At 67.7% G+C, this 25,904-nt stretch carries 22 protein-coding genes; 7 read left to right on the top strand and 15 right to left on the bottom strand.

Annotated features, from left to right (window positions below):
- Positions 1–64: 64 nt before the first annotated feature.
- The 9 genes from GK109_RS13955 to GK109_RS13915 all read right to left on the bottom strand — a co-directional run bounded on the left by GK109_RS13955 (position 65) and on the right by GK109_RS13915 (position 10,891).
- Positions 65–1,120, bottom strand: coding sequence for a DNA polymerase IV (locus GK109_RS13955; protein WP_321216291.1), 1,056 nt, complete (start codon positions 1,118–1,120; stop codon positions 65–67).
- Positions 1,121–1,318: 198 nt separating this feature from the next.
- On the bottom strand, positions 1,319–2,779 hold the full coding sequence (locus GK109_RS13950) for an amino acid permease (protein ID WP_321214319.1): 1,461 nt from the start codon (positions 2,777–2,779) through the stop codon (positions 1,319–1,321).
- A gap of 175 nt (positions 2,780–2,954) precedes the next feature.
- Positions 2,955–3,290 (bottom strand): Rieske (2Fe-2S) protein, encoded by a 336-nt coding sequence (locus GK109_RS13945; RefSeq protein ID WP_157241272.1) that lies wholly within the window; start codon positions 3,288–3,290, stop codon positions 2,955–2,957.
- Positions 3,287–5,806 carry a nitrite reductase large subunit NirB gene (gene nirB, locus GK109_RS13940; RefSeq protein WP_157242957.1) on the bottom strand — a complete coding sequence of 840 codons (2,520 nt, stop codon included), beginning with the start codon at positions 5,804–5,806 and terminating at the stop codon, positions 3,287–3,289. Before nirB ends, GK109_RS13945 begins: the two co-directional genes overlap by 4 nt.
- Before the next feature lie 20 nt (positions 5,807–5,826).
- Entirely contained in the window at positions 5,827–6,174 is a 348-nt protein-coding gene (locus tag GK109_RS13935; protein ID WP_321214321.1) for a molybdopterin oxidoreductase, read from the bottom strand.
- 258 nt (positions 6,175–6,432) lie between these two features.
- The gene (locus GK109_RS13930; RefSeq protein ID WP_157241270.1) at positions 6,433–8,142 is read right to left on the bottom strand and encodes an ABC-F family ATP-binding cassette domain-containing protein; all 1,710 of its coding nucleotides are present in this window, start codon (positions 8,140–8,142) and stop codon (positions 6,433–6,435) included.
- Between the two features lie 161 nt (positions 8,143–8,303).
- Positions 8,304–9,173: a metal ABC transporter permease gene (locus GK109_RS13925; RefSeq protein WP_321214323.1), complete on the bottom strand. Its 870-nt coding sequence runs from the start codon at positions 9,171–9,173 to the stop codon at positions 8,304–8,306.
- A gap of 3 nt (positions 9,174–9,176) precedes the next feature.
- On the bottom strand, positions 9,177–9,920 hold the full coding sequence (locus GK109_RS13920) for a metal ABC transporter ATP-binding protein (protein WP_157241268.1): 744 nt from the start codon (positions 9,918–9,920) through the stop codon (positions 9,177–9,179).
- Complete coding sequence (locus tag GK109_RS13915; RefSeq protein WP_157241266.1) at positions 9,917–10,891, bottom strand: metal ABC transporter substrate-binding protein; 975 nt, start codon at positions 10,889–10,891, stop codon at positions 9,917–9,919. The genes GK109_RS13920 and GK109_RS13915 overlap by 4 nt, the downstream gene beginning before the upstream one ends.
- Positions 10,892–11,038: 147 nt before the next feature.
- Here GK109_RS13915 and GK109_RS13910 point away from each other — a divergent pair, with 147 nt between their 5' ends.
- The 5 genes from GK109_RS13910 to GK109_RS13890 all read left to right on the top strand — a co-directional run bounded on the left by GK109_RS13910 (position 11,039) and on the right by GK109_RS13890 (position 15,412).
- Complete coding sequence (locus tag GK109_RS13910) at positions 11,039–11,800, top strand: CPBP family intramembrane glutamic endopeptidase (protein WP_157241264.1); 762 nt, start codon at positions 11,039–11,041, stop codon at positions 11,798–11,800.
- 39 nt (positions 11,801–11,839) lie between these two features.
- On the top strand, positions 11,840–12,280 hold the full coding sequence (locus GK109_RS13905) for a VOC family protein (protein WP_157241262.1): 441 nt from the start codon (positions 11,840–11,842) through the stop codon (positions 12,278–12,280).
- Positions 12,281–12,302: 22 nt separating this feature from the next.
- On the top strand, positions 12,303–13,271 hold the full coding sequence (locus GK109_RS13900) for a 1,4-dihydroxy-2-naphthoyl-CoA synthase (protein WP_321214327.1): 969 nt from the start codon (positions 12,303–12,305) through the stop codon (positions 13,269–13,271).
- A 13-nt stretch (positions 13,272–13,284) separates the two neighbouring features.
- Positions 13,285–14,463 carry an AMP-binding protein gene (locus GK109_RS13895; RefSeq protein ID WP_157241260.1) on the top strand — a complete coding sequence of 393 codons (1,179 nt, stop codon included), beginning with the start codon at positions 13,285–13,287 and terminating at the stop codon, positions 14,461–14,463.
- 67 nt (positions 14,464–14,530) lie between these two features.
- On the top strand, positions 14,531–15,412 hold the full coding sequence (locus GK109_RS13890) for a 1,4-dihydroxy-2-naphthoate polyprenyltransferase (protein ID WP_104998946.1): 882 nt from the start codon (positions 14,531–14,533) through the stop codon (positions 15,410–15,412).
- Between the two features lie 2 nt (positions 15,413–15,414).
- Here GK109_RS13890 and GK109_RS13885 read toward each other — a convergent pair whose 3' ends face one another.
- Positions 15,415–15,726 (bottom strand): DUF4229 domain-containing protein, encoded by a 312-nt coding sequence (locus GK109_RS13885; RefSeq protein ID WP_321214329.1) that lies wholly within the window; start codon positions 15,724–15,726, stop codon positions 15,415–15,417.
- Between the two features lie 62 nt (positions 15,727–15,788).
- On the opposite strand from GK109_RS13885, the gene GK109_RS13880 reads away from it, so the two are divergent.
- Positions 15,789–16,181, top strand: a complete 393-nt coding sequence (locus tag GK109_RS13880) for a PLD nuclease N-terminal domain-containing protein (protein ID WP_157241258.1) — start codon at positions 15,789–15,791, stop codon at positions 16,179–16,181.
- Positions 16,182–16,193: 12 nt separating this feature from the next.
- Positions 16,194–16,802 carry a hypothetical protein gene (locus GK109_RS13875; protein WP_231754860.1) on the top strand — a complete coding sequence of 203 codons (609 nt, stop codon included), beginning with the start codon at positions 16,194–16,196 and terminating at the stop codon, positions 16,800–16,802.
- On the opposite strand, the gene GK109_RS13870 is transcribed toward GK109_RS13875, so the two are convergent.
- The 5 genes from GK109_RS13870 to GK109_RS13850 form a co-directional block, all read right to left on the bottom strand.
- The gene (locus GK109_RS13870) at positions 16,791–18,320 is read right to left on the bottom strand and encodes a dynamin family protein (RefSeq protein WP_157241256.1); all 1,530 of its coding nucleotides are present in this window, start codon (positions 18,318–18,320) and stop codon (positions 16,791–16,793) included. The two genes, GK109_RS13875 and GK109_RS13870, sit on opposite strands and share 12 nt — an antisense overlap.
- The gene (locus GK109_RS13865; protein WP_370460586.1) at positions 18,317–20,263 is read right to left on the bottom strand and encodes a dynamin family protein; all 1,947 of its coding nucleotides are present in this window, start codon (positions 20,261–20,263) and stop codon (positions 18,317–18,319) included. Before GK109_RS13865 ends, GK109_RS13870 begins: the two co-directional genes overlap by 4 nt.
- A 109-nt stretch (positions 20,264–20,372) precedes the next feature.
- A complete protein-coding gene (locus GK109_RS13860; RefSeq protein WP_157241254.1) occupies positions 20,373–21,491 on the bottom strand; it encodes an IniB N-terminal domain-containing protein in 1,119 nt (372 codons plus the stop codon).
- Positions 21,492–21,654: 163 nt separating this feature from the next.
- Positions 21,655–23,718, bottom strand: a complete 2,064-nt coding sequence (locus GK109_RS13855) for a LuxR C-terminal-related transcriptional regulator (protein ID WP_157241252.1) — start codon at positions 23,716–23,718, stop codon at positions 21,655–21,657.
- Between the two features lie 2 nt (positions 23,719–23,720).
- The gene (locus GK109_RS13850) at positions 23,721–25,796 is read right to left on the bottom strand and encodes an Hsp70 family protein (protein ID WP_157241250.1); all 2,076 of its coding nucleotides are present in this window, start codon (positions 25,794–25,796) and stop codon (positions 23,721–23,723) included.
- Positions 25,797–25,904 lie beyond the last annotated feature (108 nt).

Here is a 25,904-nt window from a genome sequence, read left to right as displayed (position 1 = left end):
GCGGTGGATCCCACGGGATCCGCCGCCGTTCTGTTTGCGCGGTACCTGAGCGATCAGGGGCCCGTCACCAGCCGCTGCGGGTGGGGGTGTGCCCCTGCCGGGAGTCGTCCGGCATCGTCATTTCGGCCCGCAGCCCCAGGAGCCTGATGGGGCGGCCCGGCTCGATCTTCGCCACCAGGTCCAGGACCCGGGCGAGCACTTCCGCCGGGTCCGAGGTCTCGGGGATCTTCCGGGCATACGTCTTGGTGATGAACGGTGCATAGCGGACCTTGAGCGTCAGCCCGACCACCGGCCGGCCCTCTGCCGCGACATCCTCCAGCACGTGCGCCGCCAGCTCCCTGACGGCACCGTCAATCTGCCCCGGCCCGGTCAGGTCGCGCTGGAAGGTGGTTTCACGGCTGTGCCCGCGCGCCACCCAGGGTGTGTCATCAACTGTCCGTCCGCCGTCGCCGCGGCCCAGCTGCGCATACCAGGGACCCATCTTCGGGCCGAACTCGGGGACAAGGTCGTCAGGGTTGGACGCTGCCAGCTCGGCCACCGTCCGGATGCCAAGCTTGGCGAGCCGCTGGGACACTTTCGTTCCCACGCCCCACAGCTCGATGGTGGGCCGGCTCCCCATGACGTCCAGCCAATTGCCTGCCGTGAGCCGGAAGACGCCGGCCGGCTTGCCGAACGTCGTCGCCACCTTGGCGCGGAGAAGGGTGTCGCCGATACCCACGCTGCAGTGCAGCCGGGTCGCCCCGAGCACGGCCTGCTGCAGTTGCCGGGCGTAGGCGTCCGGATCATCCGTCTGCACGCCAACAAACGCCTCGTCCCAGCCGAGCACCTGGACGGTAGCGCCCGGCTGCGAGCGCAGCACCGCCATGACCTGTTCGGACGCCTCCAGGTAGGCTTCATGGTCGACCGGCAGGATGACGGCATCGGGCACTTTCCGCGCGGCGATGCGCAGCGGCATCCCCGAGCCGACGCCGTACGCCCTGGCTTCGTAGGATGCCGTGGACACCACCGCCCGTTCGGTGGGATCGCCGCGGCCGCCGACAATCACCGCCTTGCCCGCAAGCTCGGGCCGGCGGAGCACTTCGACGGCCGCGATGAACTGGTCAAGGTCCACATGCAGCACCCAGGGTTCGCCCACAAGCCCCAGTCTGCCCCGGCGGCGCGCTCCGCACCACCGCTCCGGCACCATCGATTGCTCCGTAGCGGTCCTTTTGAGGCCCCAAAACGGCAGTTGCGGAGCAATCGATGCAGGGAAACGCCGACGGCGGGACTCCCCTCCCAAGGGGCGTCCCGCCGTCGTATGCACTGCTTGGGTGAGCCGTTAGCTGTAGAGCGCGCTCTTCGGCTCGTTGTTCTTGACCTTCTGCCAGCCCAGCCACAGGACCACGGCGAAGAACGGGATGGTGGCCAGGGTCCAGAGGCCCAGGTAGAACACCTCACCGCTCTTGCTGGTCATGGTGTCGAAGCCGATCAGGACGGTGATGGCCAGCAGGCCCACCAGTCCGGCCCAGCTGGTCCACGGCGAACCGGGCATCGGCAGGCCGGAGGTGACGCCCTTGCGGCGGCGCAGCACGATCTGGCTGGCGAAGATGGAGCCCCAGCAGAAGATCACGCCGATGGAGGCGGTGTTGAGGGCGAGGTCGAACGCGTGCGATCCGCCCAGCCAGATGTTCAGCAGGATGCCTACCGCGTAGAAGGCAGCGATGGCCAGGATGGCCGCGTACGGGACGTGCCGCTTGGACATCTTGGTGAGCCACTGCGGGGCGTGGCCGTTGTTGGCCATGGTGCGGAACACGCGGCCGATGGAGTACAGGCCGGAGTTGCAGGAGGACAGCGCGGCGGTGATGACGATCATGTTCATCACGTCGCCCACCCAGGCGAGGCCCATCTGGCCGAAGACGGTGACGAACGGGGACGTTCCGGCAACGTACTGGTCGGACGGCAGCAGCATCGCGAGCAGGGTCACCGAGCCGACGTAGAACACCACAATGCGGAGGACGACGGCGCGGATCGCCTTGGGCACTTCGCGTTCCGGATCCTGCATTTCACCGGCGGTGATGCCCACCAGTTCGATGCCGTTGTAGGCGAAGATGACGGCGTTGAGCACCAGGACCATCACCAGGGCGCCCTTGGGGAACATGCCGCCTTCGGCCGCGAAGAGGTTGGCAACCGAGGCGTTGCCGTCGCCCACCCGGGCGTTGGTGACCACCATGAAGGTGCCCACCGCCAGGAAGATCAGGATGGCGCCCACCTTGAGGCAGGAGGCCCAGAATTCGAACTCGCCGAACGCCTTGACGCTGAGCAGGTTCACTGCCACCAGGATGGCCAGGGCGGCGATGGCCGAGGCTTCCACGGGGACATTGGGGAAGAAGAACTGGAAGTACAGGCCGATGGCAATCAGTTCGGCGATGCCGGTCATACCCCAGTTGATGAAGTACATCCAGCCGGACAGGAACGCGCCTTTCTTGCCGAACATTTCGCCGGCGTAGCTCACGAAGGAGCCGGAGGTCTGGCGGTACATGATGAGTTCGCCCAGGGCCCGCATGAGCAGGTAGGCGATGACGCCCGCGATGGCGTAGGAGAAGATCAGGGCCGGGCCGGTGGAGGCCAGCCGGCCGCCGGCACCCATGAAGAGGCCGACGCCGATGGCGCCGCCCATGGCGATCATGGTGACATGGCGCCGGCCCAGGGTCTTGCTGTAGCCCTCGGCGCTGAGGGTGGGGTCGACGGCGACGGATGGGGCCGTACGGTTCTCGAGATCTGTGGGGGTAATTTGAGGCACAACGATTCCTTGTGGGTTGGGGGTTGGCCGCATCCGGACTACAGCATGATCCAGCTCACAAAATTCGGGCTTACGCCGTTGGGGCGACCGTTTGTGAGCGCAATCCTCCGTAAAGCCGAAGCTTCGCGCGGCTCGTCCATCCTACAAGACGCTGAGGGGTGCTACGTGACGCGCGCTACACAGCGGCCGTCTCAAGCACCATATTCTGCTCCCCGTCCAAGGAAATCCGGTAGGTCCGCAGGGGTTCCGCACCGGTAGTGGAGCACCCGGAGGTGAGGTCAAAAGCGTGCTGGTGCAGCGGACAAATGACCACCTGCCGGTCCACGGTGCCGTCCGCAACCGGCCCGCCGCGGTGGGGACAGACGCCGGAGACCGCCCGCAGTGAACCGTCCCGCAGCCGGAAGACGGCCACCTGCTCGCCGCCGACCCCGAAGGCCCGCCCCTCGCCCAGCGGAATCTGGTCCACCGGGCCCAGGACATGGGCGTTGGCACCTGATCCGGTGCTGCTCATCGGACCGGCACCTGCGGGAGGACGGTCAGGGGCAGCGACGTCCTGAACTGCCCGGGCGTTTGCGGGTCATCGCGTTCCCGCCACGGGTCAACGTAGCTGTCCACGGAGGCCTGCATCGCCTCGTCCAGCCGGCCCGCGATCCCCTCCGAATCCTCCACGATCACGGCCCGCAGGTGCTCGATGCCCACCCTCGGGACGAAAGCGTAGGTCCGTTCCAGCCAGCCGGCCTGTTCCCGGTAGTACTGCATGAACCGGCCGGTGAGGACTTTCACCTCGTCCGGATCGTCCACGGTGGCCAGCAGGTCTCCCTTGCGGATGTGGGCACCGGCGGCTCCGCCCACGTAGATCTCCCAGCGGCCGCCCTCCACGGCCACCACGCCCACATCCTTCACCAGCGATTCGGCGCAGTTCCGGGGACAGCCCGAGACCGCGAGCTTCAGCTTGGCGGGCGCCTCAAGGCCCTGGAAGCGGGATTCGATCTCGATCCCCAGCTTGGTGGAGTCACCGGTGCCGTAGCGGCAAAAGTCCTTTCCCACGCACGTCTTCACCGTCCGGAAGCTCTTGCCGTAGGCATAGCCGGAGGGCATGTCCAGGTCCGCCCAGACCTGCGGCAGGTCCTCCTTGCGGATCCCCAGCAGGTCGATGCGCTGCCCCCCGGTGAGCTTGATCAGCGGAACGTTGTGCTTCTCCGCCACGTCAGCGATCCGGCGCAGCTGCTGGACCGATGTCACGCCGCCCTTCATCTGGGGCACCACGGAGAAGGTGCCGTCCCGCTGGATGTTGGCGTGGACGCGGTCGTTGATGAAGCGCGCGTCGCGTTCGTCGATGTAGCGGTCCCCCAGCATCATCTTGAGCAGCGAGGCGAGCCCCATCTTGGACTTTGCGTCCTCGGCGCCGCCCGGGGCCAGCGCCTGGAACACCGCCGAAACCGACCGCAGGCCGCGGGCCCGGACCTCTGCCATCAGAGCCTGCTTGTCCAGTGGAATGCCGGGGACGTAGTAAGCGGCAGCCGGATCCTCCTCCACGGCCCCGTCCGCCGCCCACTCCACCACCTGTTTCACCAGGAGCTTGCAGGAGCCGCACCCTTTGCCGGCGCGGGTGGCGTCCATGGCCCCGGATACCGAGCTGCAGCCGCCCTTCACCGCGCCCACCAGGTCCTTCTTGCTGACGCCGTTGCAGTTGCAGACCTGTGCCTCGTCGTCGAGCTCGGCAACCCCGGCCTCCTCCCCGGGCGTGCCGAGATCGAACATCAGCCCGAGCCGTTCCTCGGGCAGCGGCAGCCCGCGGTCGAACGCCTGGGTCAGGTACGCCACCTTGCGGCTGTCGCCCAGGAGGGTGGCGCCCACCATCTTGTTGTCCCGGACCACGATGGACTTGAAGACCCCGCGGCTGGGCTCCGAGAAGACGATGTGTTCGTCCGTCTCAAGTTCCGGCCCGTGCAGGCCCATGGAGGCCACTTCGACGCCGGCCACCTTCAGCTTGGTGGCGGTGCGCGAGCCCAGGTACGCGGAGCCGGTGTCCGTGCCCGTCACATGGTTGGCCAGCACCACCGCCTGTTCCCACAGCGGGGCCACCAGCCCGTACACCTCGCCGCGGTGCTGGACGCACTCCCCCACCGCGTAGATGTCCTCCTCGTCCTGGACCCGCAGGCTGTCATCCACCACAATGGCCCGCTCCACCGGGAGCCCGCTGAGGACGGCCAGGTCCACGTTGGGACGGATCCCGGCCGCCACCACCACCATGTCGCACCCGATGTCCGGCCGGCCGCGGAGGCTGACGCCGGTCACCCTGTCCCTGCCAAGGACGGCCGTGGTCCGGCAGCCGGTCAGTACCCCGATGCCCAGTGCCTCTACGCTCCGGCGGAGCACCGCACCGCCGTCGGGCCCCATCTGTGCGCTCATCAGGTGGCCGCCGGAGTGGACCACGTCCACGCCCAGCCCGAAGCTGCGCAGCCCGGCAGCGGCCTCCAGCCCCAGCAGGCCCCCGCCGATCACCACGGCGTGCCGGTGGTGTTCCTGCTGCGCGTGGGCAGCCATTTTGAGGGTGTCGTCGATGGTGCGGAAGCCGAAGACGCCCTGCTTGACCGACCCGCCGGGTGTGTAGAGGCCGTCCATGGGAGGAAGGTGGGAGCGGCTTCCCGTGGCGATGATCAGCGTGTCGTAGGGCGTCACCCGGCCGTCGCTGGAAAACACGTGTTTGGCGAACCGGTCGATCCGGTCGGCCCGGACGCCCGCGTGCAGCGTGATGCCGTTGTCCTGGTACCAGGACAGGGGGTTGAGGAAGATGTCTGCGTCGCTCTCCTCACCCGAAAGGACGTGGCTGAGCATGATCCGGTTGTAGTTTCCGTACGGCTCGTCCCCGAACATGGTGATGCTGAACTGCTCCGCACCGCCCCGGGCCAGGATCTCCTCGACCGCCCGGGCGCCGGCCATGCCGTTGCCGATGACCACGAGGCGCCGCCGGCTGTCCCGGCCGCCGGACCGGGAGCGCGGCCTGGCCTGGGCCCCGGCTTGCATCTGCTCCGCCACGCTGCCCATCAGTGTTCCACCATCCCCAGGTCGATCACCACGGACCCGTGGAGGCCCTCCGGAGCCGCCAGGTACAGCTCGATCACCGAGCCGCCGTCGATATCCTCCACCACGCGCAGCGGAACATGGACCTCGCTCTTGGCGCCGATGGGGAAGTAGCGCATGGGAACGCCGTTGCGCATGAGCACCACGGCGATCAGCTCACTGCTCGAGTTGCCGCCGCGGAAGTACAGCGCCTGGTTGATCACGCCGTCGGGAACATAGTGCGAGAGCTCGCTGTGCAGCGGGACGGGCTTCTCCAGGCCCACGCCCTGGAAGTGGTAGATGCCTTGCAGGAAAAGGTTCTTGGCGATCACGGACAGATCCTTTCGGCCGGCGGAAAGACGGGCATGGGCCCCATTTTCCGCCGCCGATGTTTCCGGCCGCCGGTCCCCCGGTAAAGACTGCTTTACGCGAATCTCACCGGTTTCAGGGCCAGGCTGCTGCCCCAAATGCGTGACTTATGCCCTGCCAGGCGGGAGGAAAGCCTGCCAATCCGGACCAACTGCGCCGCTGCGGGGCCAAAAGTGACGCATTCCGGTCGGGATTGCCCCTTGGTTGCCCCAGGCAATCCCCTAAACCGGTGCGAGCACGCCCTTGTCCATGGAATACCGGGTCCAACGTCCGACGGCGGTGTTCCCGGCCCGGGTGCCTTCCGGGGCGCCGGCCCCACCACGGCTCCGCCGCGCGCACGCCGCGAACCACTCCCGAAGCGCCCTGTCATGGCTGACCATCACCAGGGTCCCGGCAAAGTCCGCCAGTGCCGCCTCCAGCTGTTCCACCAGCACGGGCGCCAAGTGGTTGGTCGGCTCGTCCACCACCAGGGTGCCGTAGCCGCCCAACAGCAGCCGGGCCAGGGCCAGCCTTCGTTGCTGGCCGGCGGACAGGCTGCCGACGGGCACGTGGAACTCGCTGGTGCGGAAGAGGCCGAGGCGGAGGAGGGCCTCGGCGTGCTCGTCGATGTTGCCGCCGAGGCCCGCGGCGAAGGCCGGCAGCAGGCGCAAGGCGGGCCGTTGCGGCAGCTCCAGTTCCTGCTGCAGGTAGCCGACGCGTTCGGGCCGGGTGACGGAGCCGGCAGCTGGTTCCAGGGTTCCGGCAAGGATGGAGAGCAGCGTGGACTTGCCCGCGCCGTTGGGCCCGGTGATCAGGATCTTCTCGCCGGCGCCCGCCTGGAAGTCTGTGGTTTCCAGCCTGCCGGGCACGCTCACCCCGCGCAGTGCCAGCACCGGCGTACCCTCCTGCGCTGCCCCGGAAGGCGCGGCACCTGAGTCCGCGGCCAGATCGACGTTCAGCCGCAGGGGTACCGGCGGCCGGTCCACGGGGCTGGCTTCGAGCCGGCGCAGCCGCTCCTGGGCGTTCCGGACCTGGCTGCTGGCGGCCTTCTGCCAGGTGCCGGCCTTGAAGTCGAAGCCCATCTTGTCGCCGTCGCGCTTGCGGCCGTAGCCCATGGTCCCGGCAACAGTTTCTGCCTGCCGCTTTTCGGACTCCATTGCATCAATCCAGGTGTGGTACTGCTGGACCCAGCGCGCGCGTTCGGCTGCCTTCTCCCGGAGGTAGCCGTCGTAGCCGTTGCCGTAACGGGTCACGGCGCGGCGCTCGGCATCCACCTCAATGATGGTGGCCGCCACCTTGCGGAGGAGCACGCGGTCGTGGGACACCACCACCACCGTGCCGCGGTGGGCCGCCAGCCGGTCCTCCAGCCAGGCGGTTCCGCGGGCGTCCAGATGGTTGGTGGGTTCGTCCAGGAGCAGGATGTCCGCCGGATCGGCCAGGACACAGGCCAAGGCCACGCGTTCCTGTTCCCCGCCGGACAGGGATCCCAGCACCCGGTTCCGGTCCAGGCCGCCCAGGCCCAGCCGGTCCAGGGCGGCTTCCACCCGGTGTTCCGCGGCGTAGCCTTCGCGCAGCTGGTACTCCGTCTGCAGCCGGCCGTAGGTGTCCAGTTCGTCGTCCCCGGCGTCGGCGAGGTTGGCCTCCAGCCGGTCAAGCTCCGCTTCGAGGGCACGCAGCGAGGCAAGGGAAGCGTCGACGGCGGCGCCCACGGTGAAGGACTCGGGCAGGCCATGGGTCTGGGCCAGGTAGCCCACCCTGCCTTGGATCACCACGGCGCCTTCGTCAGGCGCTTCGAGGCCGGCCAGGATCCGGAGCAGGGTGGATTTGCCGGCACCGTTTTCGCCCACCACGGCAACGTGCTCGCCGGCCGTAATCACCAGGCTGATGCGCTCCAGCAGCCGGCGGTCGCCATAGCCATGGGAGACGTCCGAAAGGTTAAGGTGTTCAGTCAAGGGAAGTCCTCGCAAAGTTCCGCAGTGTGGCCGCCGGAGCTGAACGGGACGTTTCATCCAGCGCTCGACGGCGGCCTTGGTTTGGGAGAACAGCCTGGCGCAGGGCCGGGGCTGCTGGTCAGGACTTCATCGCTCCAGACTGCCCCGCGTGAAGCCACGAGTCAAGCTGCAGCGAGGGCCGCCGCCTTCCTGCGCCGGGCCTTCGCCAGGCGGGTGCCGATCAGGCCCTGGCGCGGGCTGAAAAGGTAGACGACGGCGAACACCACTCCCTGCGTCAGCACCACCATGGCGCCCGAGGCCGTGTCCAGGTAGTAGCTGACGTAGATGCCGGTGATCGAACAGAGCGCCGAGACCACCGGGGCGATCACCAGCATTCGGGAGAACCGGTCCGTGAGCAGGTAGGCCGTGGCGCCGGGGATGATGAGCATGGCCACCACCAGGACAACGCCCACGGTCTGCAGCGCCACCACCGACGTCAGGGCCAGGAGGCCCAGCAGCAGCGCCCCGAGCCTCCGCGGGGACAGTCCGATGGCGTGCGCATGCGTGGGATCGAAGGCGTAGAGCGTGAGGTCGCGGCGCTTGAGGATCAGGATGGCGAAGGCCACCACGCCCAGCACCAGCACCTGGATGAGGTCCGGAATGCTGACGCCCAGCAGGTTGCCGAAGATGATGTGGTTCAGGTCCGTCTGGCTGGGCGTCACTGAAATCAGCACCAGGCCAAGGGCGAACAGCGAGGAGAACACGATGCCGATCGCCGCGTCCTCCTTCACCCGGCTGGTATTGCGGACCACCCCGATCAGGGTCACGGCGATCAGGGCGAACACCAGAGCGCCGAGCGCGAAGGGGGCGCCCACAATGTAGGCCAGGACGACGCCGGGCAGCACCGCGTGGGAGACGGCGTCGCCCATGAGGGACCAGCCGATCAGCACCAGCCAGCAGCTGAGGACGGCGCAGACGACGGCGGCGAGCGCCGTGGTGACGATGGCCCGGACCATGAAGTCGTAGCTGAGGGGTTCGAGGAGGAGTTCCACGGGTCAGCTCCGCCCTTCCCGGTTGAGCACGTCCAGGCCGAACGCCATGGCCAGGTTTTCGGGCTGCAGCACCACCTGCGGCGGGCCGTGCATGAGGACACGGTGCATCAGCAGCACGGCTTCGTCGCAGAGCTGCGGGAGCGCATGCAGGTCGTGGGTGGAGACCAGGATGGTGCAGCCGTCCGCGGCGAGCTCGCGCAGGAGCCTGGTGATGGTGGCTTCCGACCTCTTGTCCACGCCGGCGAATGGTTCGTCCAGCAGCATGGTGGTGGCACCCTGCGCTATCCCGCGGGCAACAAAGGCACGCTTCTTCTGCCCGCCGGAGAGTTGGCCGATCTGCCGCCCGGCGTACTCCCCCAGTTCCACCCGGTCCAGTGCCTCGTCCACGGCAGCCCGGTCGGCCTTCGATGCCCGGCGGGTGAAGCCCTGGTGGCCGTAGCGGCCCATCATCACCACGTCGCGCACGGACAGCGGGAACTGCCAGTCCACTTCCTCGCTTTGCGGCACGTAGCCGATGCCCCCTTCCCTGCGCGCCTTGGAAGGTGGCTCTCCTCCGATCCGCACCGTGCCGGCGTCGGGCTTGATCATGCCCATGATCACCTTGAACAGCGTGGACTTCCCGGAGCCGTTCATGCCCACCAGGCCGCAGATCCGCGCCGGGTCAAGGGACAGCGACGCCGAGTCGAGTGCCAGGACTTCGCCGTAGTGGACGGTGACGTTGTCCACCTGGATGGCCGGGGAGGTCATTGCCCCACCCCTGCTGTGAGTGCTTTGGTGATGATGTCGGCGTCGTGCCTGATCAGGTCCAGGTAGGTGGGGACGGGCCCGTCCGCTTCGGAAAGGGAGTCCACGTACAGGGTGCCGCCGAACCGTGCGCCCGTGGCTTCCACCACCTGCTGCATGGGGGCGTTGGAAACCGTGGATTCGCAGAAGACGGCCGGGACTTTGTTGGCCTTCACGTACTCGATGGCACGGGTGATCTGCTGGGGCGTGGCCTGCTGTTCGGCGTTCACGGCCCAGATGTACACCTCCTTGAGCCCGGTGTCGCGGGCCAGGTAGGAGAACGCGCCTTCGCAGGTCACCAGGGCCCGCTGGGCTTCCGGAACCGCGGCAAGGCTGGTGGTCATCTGGTCCTGCACGGCCTGGAGTTCGGCTTTGTAGGCGTCCCCGTTGGCTTTGAAGGCAGCGGCGTTGCCGGGGTCAAGGTCGCTGAAGGCCCGCACCATGTTGTCCACGTAGGCCTGGACGTTCACCGGCGACATCCAGGCGTGCGGGTTGGGCTTGCCCTGGTAGGAGTCCTCGCTGATGGGCATCGGCTCCACGCCCTCGCTCACCACGGCGTGGGGAACGTCCAGCCCGTCCACGAACTGCGCGAACCAGGCTTCCAGGTTCAGGCCGTTGTCCAGGATGAGGTCGGCCTTGGAGGCTTTCCGGATGTCGCCGGGAGTGGGTTCGTAGCCGTGGATTTCCGCGCCGGCCTTTGTGATGGACTCCACGATGAGCTTGTCCCCCGCGACGTTCCGGGCGATATCCGCCAGCACCGTGAACGTGGTCAGCACCACGGGCTTGCTGTCCCCGTTCCCCGAAGCCCCGCCGCCGCAGGCGGTCAGCACAAGGGAAAGCACGGCGGCGGCAGCGGCCGCCGCCCTGAAGCGCACGGTCCTGCGGGCGCCAATCGGGGCAGCTTCTTTGGCGCACCGAAACGTAAATTTAGGCATACCGAATATTCTAGGGGACGCGCGTTTCCCCCAGCAACGCGGCCGGCCCACCTCCTCCCGTTCCCGCCCAACTAGGTAGCGCTAAGTGTCGTTTTGGAGCCCCAGAACGACACTTAGCGCTACCTAGTTGGGGGATAGGCTGAAGCCATGGCGACCGCCCACCGAATACCCCCTGCTCCGCAGCCGCAGCTGTACCGCTTCTCGCCGTTGGACGGGGCAACCCTGATTGTGTACGTGGCCATCGCCGGGTTCTTCGCCGTGGCGGGGGAACTCCTGGCCCCGTTCCTGCGGCAGGTTGCTCCTTCCCCGGCGGCGGCTTCCTACGCGGCGAACCTGCTTTTTTACGCCACAGTGGGCATCCTGGCGCTCCTGGCGGCCCGGAAGGTGGTGGGCCGCGACCTGAAGGTCCTCGCCACGCGCCCGTGGTTCACGCTCATGATGGTGCCCGCCGCGGTGATTGCCATGCTGATCCTGACCGCCATCGTGGTGGCCGCCGGCGGCGAGGCACAGACGTCAGAGAACCAGGCGGGCCTGCAGGAACTGATGCAGCAGGTGCCGGCCTGGCTCATGGTTCCGCTGGTGGTAGTGGTGGGACCGTTCGTGGAGGAGTACATCTTCCGCCACCTGCTCATAGGCAAGCTGAGCCGGCGGGTGAACATCTGGATCTGCTGCGCCGTCTCGGTGGTCCTGTTCGCCGCCATGCACATCGTGGGCCGGGAAGCCATCACCCTGGCTGCCCTGCTCCCCTACCTGGCCATGGGCGCCACCCTGGTCTTCGTGTACGTCTGGACAGGGAAGAACCTGATGTTTTCCTACTTCGTCCATGCTGCGAAGAACCTGCTGGCCGTGGTGTTCATCTATGCCATCCCGCCGGAGGTCTTCGAACAGCTCCAGCAGGTGCAGCCGTAGGCCCTACCGCGGCTCCATCGACCCCCGTACCTTGGTGGGATGGGACTGAACATCCAGATCGTCGTCGATTGCAGCAAGCCGCACGAGCTCGCGGACTGGTGGGCTGAAACCCTGCAGTGGTCCGTGGAGCCCCAGGACGCGGCGTTCATCCGCTCCATGATCGAGCAGGGCTTCGCCACGGAGGACCAGACCATGACGCACCGGGGCAACCTGGTCTGGCGTGAGGGCTGCGCCATCCGGCCGCCGGAGGAACTGGAGTCCAAACAACCCGCAAGGCGTGTCCTCTTCCAGACGGCACCCGAGGGGAAAACCGTGAAGAACCGCGTGCACTGGGACGTGAACCTGGCCGGCCGGGACAAGGATGAGGTCCGCCGGGAGCTTGAGGCCAGGGGCGCCACTTTCCTCTGGACCGCCAGCCAGGGTCCGCATTCCTGGCACACCATGGCAGATCCGGAAGGCAACGAGTTCTGCATCAGCTAAGGCCGATTACTAGACTTGGACGGTGAGCAAACAGATTCCCGCCCAAGTGTCAGACGTCTTCGACCCCATCCGCTGGCGGACCGTGGCCGGTTTCGAGGACTTCCAGGACATGACGTACCACCGGCAGGTGGAAAGGGATTCCGACGGCGGGTGGGTGCGTGACCTGCCCGCGGTGCGGATCGCCTTCAACCGGCCGGAAGTGCGGAACGCGTTCCGGCCCGGCACTGTCGACGAGCTCTACCGTGCCATGGACCACGCCCGCATGACCCCGGACGTTGCCACCGTGCTGCTCACCGGCAACGGCCCCTCCCCCAAGGACGGCGGCCACTCCTTCTGCTCCGGCGGGGACCAGCGGATCCGGGGCCGGGACGGCTACCGGTACGTAGTACAAGACACAGCAGACGGCGAGTCGCAGGAAACCATCGACCCCGCCCGCGCCGGCAGGCTGCACATCCTGGAAGTCCAGCGGCTGATGCGGACCATGCCGAAGGTGGTCATCGCCGTCGTCAACGGCTGGGCGGCCGGCGGCGGGCACTCGCTGCACGTCGTGGCGGACCTGACCATCGCCTCCCGCCAGCACGGCAAGTTCAAGCAGACGGATGCCACCGTGGGCAGCTTCGACGCCGGCTACGGCTCCGCCCTACTCGCACGGCAGATCGGGCAGAAGGCAGCGCGCGAGATCTTCTTCCTGGCCCGCGAATATTCCGCCGGGGACATGGTGCGGATGGGTGCGGTGAACGAGGCCGTGGACCACGAACGCCTGGAAGAGGTTGCCTTGGAGTACGCAGCTGATATTGCCCGGCAGTCGCCGCAGGCCATCCGCATGCTCAAGTTCGCCTTCAACCTTGCCGACGACGGCCTGGCCGGCCAGCAGGTGTTCGCCGGCGAGGCCACGCGGCTGGCGTACATGACGGACGAGGCGGTGGAGGGCAAGGAAGCCTTCCTGCAAAAACGCGAACCCGACTGGTCCTCCTTCCCGTACTACTTCTAGCCAGGAGCGGCATATGAACAGCGGCCCACTCAATGTAGAGCCCGCCCTCAAGGCCCTCGCGGCCGCCCTCCACGGCGAGGGCCCCGCCGTCGAACTCTCCGTCGGGAGCGACGGCGCCCTGCTGGTGGGACATGTGGAAACTCCCGGCTGCGATGACGCGGTGGCCGTGGTGCGCACGTCCGGCTCCACCGGCGCCCCCAAGGCGACGGTGTTGACGGTGGAATCCCTGGCTGCCTCCTCCATGGCTACGGCTCTGGCGCTCAATGGCGAAGGCCAGTGGCTCCTGGCCCTTCCGGTGGAGTACGTGGCGGGCATCCAGGTCCTGGTCCGTTCCCTGTTCGCCGGCACCCGCCCGTGGGTCATGGACATGTCCCGGGGTTTCACGCCCGAAGCATTCACCGAGGCTGCTCTGGAACTGACGGACAGGATCAGGTTCACCTCCCTGGTTCCCACCCAGCTCCAGCGCCTCCTCGACGAACCGTCTCCGGAAACCCTGGCCGTGCTCCGCCGCTTCAACGCCGTCCTGCTGGGCGGCGCCCCGGCCCCCGCCTCACTGCTGGCCGCCGCCCGCGACGCCGGCGTCCGGGTCATCACCACCTACGGCTCCGCCGAGACGTCCGGCGGGTGCGTCTACGACGGCTTCCCCCTGGAGGGAGTGTCCCTCCGGGTTGAGGGGGACGGCCGGATCCTGCTCGGCGGTGACACCATCGCCGCGGGGTACCTTGAGGCCCCTGAAAGCACCGAGACGTTCTTCGAGGAGGACGGCGTGCGCTGGTACCGCACCAGCGACCTGGGCCGCATCGGCGAGGACGGCCGCCTGACCGTCCTGGGCCGCGCCGACGACGTGATCATCACCGGGGGCATGAAGGTTTCCGCGGCGCATGTCCAGGACGAGCTGGTGAAGTCCGACGGCGTCGCGGCGGCTTTCGTGGCGGGCGTGCCCTCCGCGGAATGGGGCCAGGCCGTGGCCGCCTACGTGGCGCTGGCAGAGTCCGCACGGGGCGCCGAAGCCGGCGACGCCCTGCCCAGCCGGGACCACGCCGTCGTGCTTCAGCAGGAATGGCGCCGGACATTGGGGATCCTGGCACCCAAAACGGTCCTGGCCGCATCCTCGCTGCCGCTGCTGCCCAACGGCAAGCCGGACCGGCTGGCCATGACTGCCGAACTGAATGCCCTCCACGAGGGAAAGTAAAGTAGACCTGCACCATCCGGCAGGCCCCCGCCTGCCGCCCTCCCCAACCACACACGAGGTACTGACCGTGGCTACAGCCGCACAATGGATCCAAGGCGCCCGACTCCGGACGCTGCCCGCCGCGATTGCGCCGGTGCTGATCGGCTCCGCCGCCGCCTACGAGATGGATTCGTTCCTCCTGTTCAACGCCATCCTCGCGGCGCTCGTGGCACTCCTGCTGCAGGTGGGCGTGAACTTCGCCAACGACTACTCGGACGGCATCCGCGGCACCGACGATGACCGGGTGGGCCCGCTGCGGCTTGTGGGATCAGGGGCGGCAAGCCCGGAGCACGTCAAGCGGGCCGCCTTCGGCGCGTTCGCCGCAGCCATGGTCTTCGGGCTGGTCCTGGTGGTGATCACCCAGAGCTGGTGGCTCATCCTGGTGGGACTGGGCTGCGTCATGGCCGCCTGGGGCTACACCGGAGGCAAGAACCCCTACGGCTACATGGGCCTGGGCGATGTTTTCGTGTTTGTGTTCTTCGGACTGGTGGCAACCCTGGGCACCACCTACACCCAGGCCGGGCAGATCAACCTGCCCTCCATCATCGGCGCGATCGGCACCGGCCTCATCGCCACCGCGCTGCTCATGGCCAACAACGTCCGGGACATTCCCACGGACATGCAGGCCGGCAAGAAGACCCTGGCGGTCCGGCTGGGCGACAAGCACGCCCGGGAAAGCTACGTGCTGATGCTCGCGGTGGCCATCCTGCTGGTGGTCATCCTGGCTCCCGGCCGGCCGTGGATGCTGATTGTGCTGCTGCTGATTCCGGCCTGCCTGATGCCGGCATGGCTGATGATCAACGGCCGCAAGCGCAAGAGCCTGATCCCGGTCCTGAAGCAGACCGGCCTGATCAACCTCGGCTACAGCCTGCTGTTCTCACTGGGCCTGGTCCTCAGCCACGGGTTCTAGTCCTAAGCCCGCTTGCGGTCCTTGGCGTCATTGCTGATGGCCACGTCCGGGTTGGCGTCCAGGAGGGCGTCCTCGGCGCGGGCGTCCTGGACCTCGCCGGCCGAACGCAGCGGTTTGGCCTTGCCGGAGAAACGGTGCTGCAGTGCTGCCGCTGCTTCGTCCCGCTGCTTCTGGAAGAACAGGTAGCTCACGGCGAAGGCAATCAGGGCCGCGCAGATGACGGACATCAGGGCGCCCAGGCCCAGGAAGGTGAAAAGCACGAACAGGGGTGCGAACAGCGCCAGGCGGATCAGGGAATATTTCAAAAAGGCCACTATTCAAGTTTAGCCGCCTCCCGCCCACGGCCCCTGCGCCTCCTGACGATAGACTTAATGGCATGCTCCTCCGTGTGGTTTTGGCCGTCGCAGTCCTCGCCATCTTCGTGTACGGGCTCGTCGACGTGATCCGCACCGACGCGCGCCTCACCCGCGGGATCTCCAAACCTGCCTGGATCGTGGTCATGATCGTCCTGCCGGTGATCGGGGCGGTCCTCTGGCTCCTGATCGGCCGGCCGCGCGGCGCTCCCCCGCAGCGCCAGAACTACAGCCACCCCACCGCCCCGGACGACGATCCGGACTTCCTCCGCAACCTGGAGGTGCGCCGCCGGCAGGAAGCCGAGGCCGCACGCCTGAAGAAGCTCAAGGATGAGCTGGACGCCAAGGCAAAGACCGACGACGGCGGGAAAGACAAGCACGAGACCGACGAACACGACACCGACGGACTGAAGTAGGGGACCAGTCTGATGGCCCGCGACGCTGACGGAGAAGACCGGCTGCGGAACCCTGCCGGTGCAGCCTCGCCGCCAGACGGGCCACCCCGCACACAGCCCGCGCCGCCTCCGCGGCCCGGGCTGTCCTATTCGTCCCCGGCACCGATCGTGGTGGTCCCGCCGGCACCGGGGAGCGTCCGGGTGGCCAGGAACCTCTGGCTGTTCAGCTTCGTGGCCGGGTTGGCGGTCCTGGTGGGCTCCTTCCTTACCCGGGACTCCCACTTGGAACGGCTGCGAAGCGTGGTGCAGGAAACGGCTCCCGGCGGCGACGAGACCGCCATAACCACGGCCACCGCCATCGTCTTTTGGGGAAGCATCGGTGCGCTGCTGCTGGTAATGCTCCTCGAGGCGGCAATGCTCGGCGTGGTGGCAGGCCGGCAGGGCTGGGCCCGGTTGGCACTGGTCCCGCTGCTGGCGGGGCACGTGCTGGTCATGGTGGTGACGGCCACGTTCCTGGTGCCCCCGGGCGACGCCGGCAGCTATGTGGCCATCCTCTGGGGCATCGAGATCCTGCTGGCATTCATCGGGCTCGTCCTGTTCTTCTTCCCGTCCGCTGCCGCCTGGCTCAGGTCAGGCTGGTAACGGTTTGGCCTGGCGCGACGAGTGTTGGGCGAGCTGACGCTGGAATTCGCGCACTGAACATTCCGCCACGATGCCTTCGCAGCTGCGGATCACCACCCGGCAGGCGTCCTGGGCCGCCCGGTCCGTCAGCGGGTTCTCCGCCAGTGCACGCCAGCGGGACAGCAAACGCCGTGCCTCGTCAGCCAACTGTTCGGGGGTGGCATCCGGGCCCAGCCCGAGCCGTACATGGGAGGCAGCACCCAGGCCCCCGATGAGTGCCTCTGCTTCGGCGGCAAACTCGGGGTTCAGTCCGACGCCGGTGGTCCGCAGCGTCGACAACAGCCGCAGTTCCCGGAACTCATGGGCGTTGGCCTGCAGCTTCTCCAGGGCCTCGGCGAGGTGCTCGGTCCCCTTGCGGGGAGAAGCGCGGAGCAGGGCTTCCACCCCCACCAAGGCTGTCCGGGCCTTCAACGCATCTGCCCGTGCCTGGAACTGCCGGCCCACCGTCTCCAGCAGCGGGTCCAGGCCGCTGCGCCGGGCAAGCTCGTGGGCCAGTGGCGTTGGCTGGTCGAATCCATTCCGGAGCAGGACCACCGCCAGGCGGATGCCAAAAAGGCCGTATCTCTCCAGCAGCGAGGCCCTGGCCTCAGCCGTCATGCCTTCCGGATCCGTTGCGCGGAGGAACCGGTCCGCCGAGAGCATCATCTTTTCCCTGGCCGCGCGGTCCATGCCGGCCAGCAGTTCAAGCGCGCGGAAGTCCGGCTGGCGCATGGTCCGGGCACCTTGCGCCAGGAGGCCGGCAACGGGTACCACACCCAGCGCCAGCTTCCTCAGGTTGTGGTCGCGACGGTACCTTTCGGCGATGTCTCCGGCGGACAGGAGGGAATCGATCCGTCCTGCGCCCACCTCGTCGGCCCGGGACAGGACGGCAATGGCATTCACGGTGCCTGAGCGGCCCACGGCGGTGTCGGCAAAGGATTCCAGGAACCTTAGGTCCGAGGCGTGCATGTGCCGCATCAGGTAGATGATGGCATCAGCCTCCGACGGGGTATCCAAGGGGGTCAGGAAGCTGGTGGACCGTGCAGATATGTCCCCCGAGAGCGAGGCTATGCCGGGGGTATCGATCAGCGTCATGTCTTTCAGGCCCGGCGCGGGCCACTGGACGTCCAGGCGCTCCACGTCCTCCGCCCGCACGTCCCCCAGGACGAACACCAGCCGCCCGTCCACGCGTTTGAGGGGCAGGCTCCTGGGTTCGCCCTGCACCGGGTATAGCGTGATGCGGGGCGTGTGCCCGTGCCGGTACCACGTGATGATCCGGGTGCATTCGCCGGTATCCGTGGGAGCTATCTCTTCCCCGATAATCGCGTTCAGCAGCGTGGACTTTCCGGCTTTCACCATTCCGGCGATGGCGATCCGCAGGGGCTCGGACAGCCTGCGCCCATAGCCCTTGAGCGCGTCGGAGGCAGCAGGATCATCCCCGTACACTTCCAGGGCGGCGGCAACCAGCTCCTTGGCACCGGCCATCGTAGGGTTCTTCATCCCACGGCCGCCACGGTTGAAGCCCCCGCCGGCCGGCCGGCTGAAGGCCGGGCAGTGTCCTGGCCTCCGCCCGCCTGGCGGGGCGTTGCCGCAGATACCTCTGCGGCAACAGCTGCGGCGGCGCGGGACACCGCGTCAACCTTCTTAAGCTCCGCCTTGATCTCCCGGATGCGGGCGTCCTTTTCGAGGGCGTATGTGGTGGCTGCCTGTTGCGCTGCCGCTACAGAGTCCGTCAGCGAACGGTGGTGCTCGTCCGCGATCTCCGTGAAGTGGTCACGGATGGAGCGCTGAACCAGCCGCAGCCGGTCCTTCAGCTGCTTGCCTACCTGGAACGTGACATCGTCCAGCTGGCGCCGTACCAGCGCCTTGGCTTCGGCCTGCCGGCGCTTGAGCCGCGCTTCCTGGTCTTCCCGGAATGCCTTGCGTCCCAGCAACAGTCCGGCCCCCACGGAGAGGGGATTGATCAAAGCCATCCCAAAGATCCCCGTCAGGAGGCCAAACATCAGCACACCGCCGTAGGATCCGCGCATGCCGATCAGGACCTTCTGCACCGGCTTGATGCGTCCGTCGTCGAGCGTTGGCATTTCGTCCACGGGGTCCAGGGCATCCCCGGTGTCGGAGACGCGGAACACCGGCAGGGTGACTTCATCGGCAGCGAAGTGTTCTGCCACCTGCGCCGCCAGCCACTGGGCCCGTTCACTGGTCCATACGAACGTGTCCGAAATGGCGGCCGCCGCGCATTCCTCGAGCCACTTGGAGAACTGCGGCCACGTGGGTCCCGGGTCGCCCTGGTCTATGGCTGTCTCGGCTTCCCGCTGGATCCGCCGCAGCCGGTCCCGGAGGTCGTATTCCATGTCCGCGATCAGGTCGCTGATGCCGTCGTTGAGTGTGACCTGCCACCGCGCGGAGCGTTTCCGCAGGTCGTCCGCCTCGGCCTTGGCCAGCTCCAGCCCCGCGATCATCTGGGGCGTACCCTGCGGGTTCTCGAGGGCTTCAAGCTCGGACTGCAGCGAGAGCCGCAGGTTTTCCGTAACTGACAGCAGGTCCTGGCTCACCGAACGCCGCTGGAGGCGCTGCGCCTTGCCCAGGATCTCGTTCCGGAGGTGCGTGATCAGCCCCGGGAAGCCGGATTCGGCGTTGAGCTCGGCATCCTGCAGCCGGGAAGCCTCCAGGCGCAGGTCGGAGGAGACGGGGTAGAGCGGGATGTCCGGCGCAACCTGGGCCAGGTGGGCCCGGTCCAGCTCCTCGACGCGACGCCATTCCGGGTAGAGGTCGGTCTTGGACAGGACCCCCACTACACTGGGGGTGATCCGCATGGCCTGCCGGAGGAAGCGCAGTTCCGGTTCGGTGTATTCCTGCGAGGCGTCGCTGACCAGCAGCATGGCATCCGCTGTGGGCAGTGCGGTGAGGGTGGTCAGGGTGTGTGAGGATCCCATGCCGCCAACGCCCGGGGAGTCGATAACGGTGAGTCCGCCGGTCAGTATCCTGCGGGGAAGGCAGACCTCGGCGGCCACCAGTTTCTTGCTGTTGCCAGGGTTGCCGCGTTCTGAAACGAAGGCGGCAAGTTCGGCAATGTTGACTGGCTGCCGCTCCACGTTGGATTCGTCCGGGGCGTCCGTGCCGTCTTTTGGCACCAGGATGCTCGCCGAGGCGGGATCGCCGTAGCGGACCACCGTGGGGACGGAGGTGGCGATGTCGTCATCCACCGGGCACACAGGGGCATTGACCAGGGCATTGATGAGCTTGCTCTTGCCTTGCTTGAATTCGCCGACGACGATCACCCGGATGCTCGGGTCCTTCAGCCTTGCCAGGGTTTGGTGCAGGCGTTTGCGGAGATCCGCCCTGTCCCCCGTGCCCACCAGCTGAAGGCCTTGCTCCACCAGCTTGATGAGCTGCCCCGCGCTTGCCGGCGTTGGCTGTCCTGCCGTTCCTGCTTCTGCCACGGTCTGTCCTTTGCCTCAATTCTCGGAAATGGAACGGGGGGTGAGCCCCGAAAAGCCCGGCAGGAGGGAGAAACCTCCTGCCGGGCACTTCCGCTGCCCCCGGGGCCGCCTAGCCGGCGACTGAATCGTCTATGGCCGTGTTGACCTCGATGTCTTCCACGTACACGTCGGTGTTGGTGGAGTTGTCCTCGGTGTGGGTCATCTCGGTCTCGGAGTTGTCCTGGAACGAGTCCTCGATCGCAACCTCGGTGGTGTTGGTCTCCGCGGTGGAGTTGTCCTGGAACGAGTCCTCGATCGCAACCTCGGTGGTGTTGGTCTCCGTGGTGGAGTTGTCGTTGAACGAATCCTCCAGTGCGACGTCCACGTCGGTGTTGGTGGAGCTGTCTTCGTTGAAGGAATCTTCAATGGCAACGTCCGTGGAGTTGTCCGTGTTGTCCACGCTGTTGTCCGAGTTGTCGGAGTTGTCGGAGTTGTCGTTGAAGGAATCCTCGACGGCGACATCCATATCGTGGTTCACGGAGTTGTCCGAGTTGTCGTTGAACGAATCAGCCACGTCAACATCCAGGTCTGTGTTGAAGGAGTCGTCGATGTCCGTCTTCTCGTTGCCGATGTTGACGTCGCCGCCGGCGTGGACCGAGTTGTCCGTGGAGTTGTCCGCGGAATTGTCCGTGTTGTTGGAATCGCTGATGTTGTTGGAGTCCCGGACGTATGCGTCGTCGCCGGCTGCGACGGAGCGGTCCCCCGAGGCGATGACGGAGTCATTGTCGAACCACTGCTCAACGTCGCCCTCGGCCCAGATGTTCTGGTTGACGGACTGGTCAACGATGTTGTCCCGGTCATCCACCGTTGAGGTGTAGGAGTAATTGTTCACCACGTGGTGGAGCTGCTGGACTGCGTGGGCGTGGTCATCGTGGTCGTGGTGTCCGCCGCCGCTTCCGCCACCTGCAGGAGGAGTGTGTCCGGTGCCGCCCGCGCCCCCGCCGCCGCCGCCGATGTGGCCGGTCCAGGACGTGTTGCCGCCGGTGTTGTACTCGCGGTCGAACCGGGAGGTGGTGACTGGTGCGTAGTCCAGGACTACCGGCATTGCGGCATCCACATCTGCGGAGCAGACTTCACCGAAGCCGTGGTCTTCCAGAACCTTCTCGGGATTGTCCAGGAAGTCCTGTGCGGCCTGGCGGTTGCCGAAGAGGTGCATCAGGAACTGGACGAGGTCGTTTGCGAGCGTCATTTGATTTGTCCTCAATCTTCTCTGAGTTGCGGATCGCTCGGCGTCGTAACCGGGCTTGCATCAAACGTATGGTTCGGGCCAAGGACCGGGCATCGGGCCGATTCCCCCTACCGGATGGCTTTCCGCCGGGGAATCGGGCCCCGTGCCGTTAGGGCGTTAGGGGTTATTCCTGCATAGGGTCCTCGGGGCCCAAGGCTAGGCGGAGCCGGGCCAGCAGGTCGGAGCGGTTTTCAGCGCCAAGGCGGCGGCGCATCCTGGCGATGTGGTGTTCAGCGGTCCGCGGGGAGATGTAGATGGCCTCGCCGATCTCGCGGTACGTCTTGCCCTCGAGCACCAGACGGGCCACTTCCTTTTCCCTTTCGCTCAGCCCCGGACCGTCCGGCTGCAGGCTGCCGGCCGCCTCAGCGGCGGCAGGGGTGCTGCGGGCCGCGGGGCCGGATGAGCCGTTGACTGCCGGGCTCACCTGGGGATGCAGGTCCCTGGCACAGGACAGCAGCCGCACCATGTCCTTACGCTCCTCTGCCCGCGCCGCTGCATGCCCGGCCAGCCTGGCGCCCTCCCAGGGCATGCCCACCCTGCCCAGGCCCCGGGCAGCGGCCTCCACATCAGCGGGCGTCATCCTCCCGGCCAGGACCGACACCCAGGCTTTGCCCGCTGCGGCAAGCACCGCGGCGAGGTGGCTGTCACGCGCCGCCCGTGCCAGCGCCGCCGCATGGGGCGCGAGGCCCGCGGGGTCTTCGCTCAGCAACGCTGCCTGGACCGCCGCCCAGTGGAAGGGAACGGCCCACAGCGGCGGATCGCCCAGCCGGTCAAGAAGCTGCCACGCTTCGGTGAGGTAGTGCGCCACCCGCCGGGTCTCCCTGAGGCGGGCGGCCGTGATCATGAGCTCGCCCCATGGCAGGAGGCTGTAGAGGTCCACGGACGTGTGCAGCATGGCTTCCCGGGCCCACTCCCACGCCATGATGAGTTCCGGCACGTCGCCGTTCCGCCTGGCCAGGCCAACTTCCAGGGCTGCGCGCAGGAACTCGTCCCTGGGCACGAGCGGCCAGTGGTTCGCTTTGGAGGCCTCGTTGATCGCGAGCCGGGCATCCTCGAGTTTGTCCTGCTGCATGGCAGACCACGCCTGAAGCAGGAATAGCCTGGGCTTCGCGGCATTGCCGCCCTGGCCGGCAGCGGTGGCAGACCGGCACACGGTTTCCGCCAGCCGCGGCTCTCCGCTGTGCAGTGCCAGGAGGGCAGCCATTGCGGCCGGCGTCTCCGGAAGGGGAAGCGCCGCGTTTGCCGCATTGAACATGTCCGAGGCATGGATCAGCACGGGGAGTGCCTGCTGCGGGTCCGCGCTTACTGATCCGTAGATGCCCTTCCCTGTCTCGACCAGCGTGGCAGCCAGGAGGGTGGGAGAAGCGGGCGGCGCGGCCGGCTGGAAAAGTGCTTCCGCGCCGGCCCGGTTGCCGCACCCGATCATGGCCACTGCCGCGAGGGGGGCTGATGGTCCAATCCGGCTGGCACCCAGCCAGCTGTACACGTCCGCTGCCCGCGCCAGCATGCCTCGCTGGGCCCAGACTGCTGCGGCCACGTCCACGCCCCGGCGCACGTCCGGCGGATCGTCGCACACGAGCAGCGAGTCGATGATCCGCGTAGCTGCGTCCAGGTCGCCGTTCGCTGCTGCGGCCTGCGCGCGGCGGGCGGCGGTCGCTGCTTCGTCGGCCCCTGCCAGCAGGGCTTCCCCATAGAGTTGGGACGCCAGCGCAGGATCATGGTCAAGAGCCTTGTCGGCCGCATGCTCCAGTTCAGCCGCCACGCGGGAATCTGCCAGGCCTCCGCGCGCCAGTTCGCGGGCGACGTCGCCGAGGGGCACGCCGTCCCTGGCGTACACCGTAACGAGCTCCCGCTGAAGCGCATGGACCTTGGCGGCGGGGACGACGGCAAGCAGGGCTTGCTGCGCCGGCCCCGCCACGGTCCCGTCCGCCGTCAGGAGTCCTGCAGCTTCTGCCCGTTCCACAAGGGCGCCAAGGCTTTGCACGTCGCCAGTGTCAAGTCTGCGCTGCAGGTCCGCTGGCAGTGGTCCAGGCAGGACGAAGCCGACGGAAAGGGCCAGCAGCAGTTCACGCATGGCAGCGTTCTCGCCTTTGAGCTGCCGGGCCATCTGTTCTGCGGCACCGGGCTCCTGCACGTGGTGGTTCAGCTCGGGCAACAGGGTCACCGGCCGGATCTCATTCCCGGTCATGCTCAAGCCGCCGGTTCAGCGGCCGTGGCCGGATCGGTGGCCGGAGCGGCCTCCGTGGCCGTGGCCGGATCGGTGGCCGGAGCGGACTCCGTGGCCGTGGACGCGGTGGGTTCGGGCGCGGAAGGCGGCGGCTCCTCGGTTGCCGGCGGCGTGGGCTCCTCCGTCACCGGGGGCGGAGGCTCCTCGGTAGCTGGCGGGGGCTCCTCGGTCACTGGCGGAGGCTCCTCGGTCGCGGGCGGCTCCTCAGTCGTCGGCGGCGGGTCCACGGGGACAGGGCTCCCCGTTCCCGTCTCAACCGGCACTGGTTCGCTTGTACCCGGCGCAGGATCAACCGTTCCGGCAGGGACAGTGGGTGTGCCGACGGGCTCCGTAACTCCGCCGGCACCGGTTCCGGCGGAGTCAGCTGTACCGGTACCGGTGTCAAGAGCGCCCGTTTCGCCGGAGTCCGCGGCAGCCTGCTCCGCGGCGGCGCTGGACGTCGGCCTGCTGGTGGGTGAGGCGGCCACGTCCAGGCCCGCGCCGCCCGGGGCGGAGTCCTTCGTGCTGGCACTGGCTTCGATGCCCCTCGCAGGTTCCTGCGCTTCCGCACCGGCACCGGCCGCTGCCGCCCCGCCGCCGCCCGAGCCGCCTAAGGAAGAACCCTTCTCGGGGGCGGCGTCCGCCTTGGGGGTGAAGATGGATGTCAGGCTGCTGAGGCCCTCGGGGCTCTGGGCAGCGGTAGCCGAAAGGACCGTGAACGCGGCCGCAGCTGCCGCGATGGCGGTCAGCCGAACCGTAGGTTTCGGCGCATGGGCGCCGCCCCGGTGTCCGTGCTGGCCATGCCCGGCACCCTGGGCTGCGATTCCAGCCATCGCGCCTGCCGCCGTCGTGCTCTTCCGCGACCAGCTCGCCAGCCGTCCGGGCGCGTAACCCGGTGCGGCCGCATCACGGGCCGCGGCGGCACGGCCGGCTTCCGCCGCAGCGGCAGCCTGCGCCGCAACCTCGGCGGCGGCTGCCTCGCGCGCCAGGACAGCCGCGGCGGCAGCACCGAGGCAAATGGAGGACTTGGGATCAGCGTCGACGGCGATGGGCCGGTCCAGCTGTTCGGAGATCACCTGCGCAACCAGGGGGATCCTCGATGATCCGCCAATGAGCAGCACGGCGGAAAGGTCCGCCGGTTCCAGCCTCAGGCTGGCCAGGGACTGTTCCAGCGCGTCCACCGTGTCCCGGATGGGCTCGTTGATCAGTGCCTCGAATTCGGAACGGACCAGGCGCACCTGCTGGTGGAATCCCGGCAGCAGGACGGAGATGCTGGCTTCGCTGTCCGCGGAGAGCGCCTCCTTGGCTTCCACGCATTCGCGCTTCAGCCTCGCCAGCGCAGCGCGGGCCCCGGGATCGGAGGTATCGAGGCTGGAGAGGATGCCGCCGGTGTTACCGGCCACGTAGCGCAGGACCGCCGCATCAAAGTCGGCTCCCCCAAGGTTTTCGATGCCTTCCGGGCGGCCCAGCAGCTCAAACCGGTTGTTGCCGGCCTTCCGGAGGACGGCCGTGTCGAAGGTTCCGCCGCCAAGGTCGTAGACGGCAATGGTGCTTCCCTCTTCCACGCGCACCTGGGAGGCGTAATGCAGGGCTGCGGCCTCCGGTTCCGTCACCAGGGCAACGTTCTGCAGGCTCCTGGCGGCCAGGGCTTCCCTAAGGAGCGAGGTGCGGTGGCTCCCCCAGGCGGCCGGGTGGGTCAGGATGATCTCCGACGGCGGCGCCCCCTCGCGTTCCTCCGCGCGGGCGGCCACCCAGCGGGCCATGGTGGCGAAGACGTCCTCGGCGGGCAGGGAGAGCGTGCCCACGGAGATCGGCACGGCGTCGCCCATCCGGCGCTTGAATTCCCGTACCACCCGGGCCGGGGAATCAAGCCCGCGGCGTTCCGCGGCTTCCCCCACCAGGACGGGGCCTTCCTCCGGGTAAAACAGCACAGAGGGTACTGAGGTTCCGCGGATTCCCAGCGGGAGGCACTCAGGAGAAGAGGAGGTACCGTGATCGAAGCGTGCAACGGCAGCAGCGGTGAAGCTGGTCCCGACATCAATGGCGAGAACGTAGCTCATGGGGTACCTCAGGGAATACTGTCGTTTCGCCTGCAAGCTTCATCACTGGCGAACGTCACCAAGGTAGCATTACGGCCGGACCGGGAACACCCCCATTGCTAAAACGAA

Source organism: Pseudarthrobacter sp. GA104, from assembly GCF_009741265.1.
In the GTDB taxonomy this organism is placed as follows: Bacteria; Actinomycetota; Actinomycetes; order Actinomycetales; family Micrococcaceae; genus Arthrobacter.
This window is presented reverse-complemented; position numbering and strand designations above follow the sequence as displayed.

Bases quoted from the DNA above. Each gene is read 5' to 3' on its own strand.
- GK109_RS13880 (WP_157241258.1), top strand. From the start codon at position 15,789: ATGCTCCTCCGTGTGGTTTTGGCCGTCGCAGTCCTCGCCATCTTCGTG.
- GK109_RS13920 (WP_157241268.1), bottom strand. From the start codon at position 9,920: ATGACCTCCCCGGCCATCCAGGTGGACAACGTCACCGTCCACTACGGC.
- GK109_RS13855 (WP_157241252.1), bottom strand. From the start codon at position 23,718: ATGACCGGGAATGAGATCCGGCCGGTGACCCTGTTGCCCGAGCTGAAC.
- GK109_RS13905 (WP_157241262.1), top strand. From the start codon at position 11,840: ATGGGACTGAACATCCAGATCGTCGTCGATTGCAGCAAGCCGCACGAG.
- nirB (WP_157242957.1), bottom strand. From the start codon at position 5,806: ATGCAAGCCGGGGCCCAGGCCAGGCCGCGCTCCCGGTCCGGCGGCCGG.
- GK109_RS13870 (WP_157241256.1), bottom strand. From the start codon at position 18,320: ATGAAGAACCCTACGATGGCCGGTGCCAAGGAGCTGGTTGCCGCCGCC.
- GK109_RS13910 (WP_157241264.1), top strand. From the start codon at position 11,039: ATGGCGACCGCCCACCGAATACCCCCTGCTCCGCAGCCGCAGCTGTAC.
- GK109_RS13915 (WP_157241266.1), bottom strand. From the start codon at position 10,891: ATGCCTAAATTTACGTTTCGGTGCGCCAAAGAAGCTGCCCCGATTGGC.
- GK109_RS13895 (WP_157241260.1), top strand. From the start codon at position 13,285: ATGAACAGCGGCCCACTCAATGTAGAGCCCGCCCTCAAGGCCCTCGCG.
- GK109_RS13860 (WP_157241254.1), bottom strand. From the start codon at position 21,491: ATGACGCTCGCAAACGACCTCGTCCAGTTCCTGATGCACCTCTTCGGC.
- GK109_RS13875 (WP_231754860.1), top strand. From the start codon at position 16,194: ATGGCCCGCGACGCTGACGGAGAAGACCGGCTGCGGAACCCTGCCGGT.
- GK109_RS13850 (WP_157241250.1), bottom strand. From the start codon at position 25,796: ATGAGCTACGTTCTCGCCATTGATGTCGGGACCAGCTTCACCGCTGCT.
- GK109_RS13945 (WP_157241272.1), bottom strand. From the start codon at position 3,290: ATGAGCAGCACCGGATCAGGTGCCAACGCCCATGTCCTGGGCCCGGTG.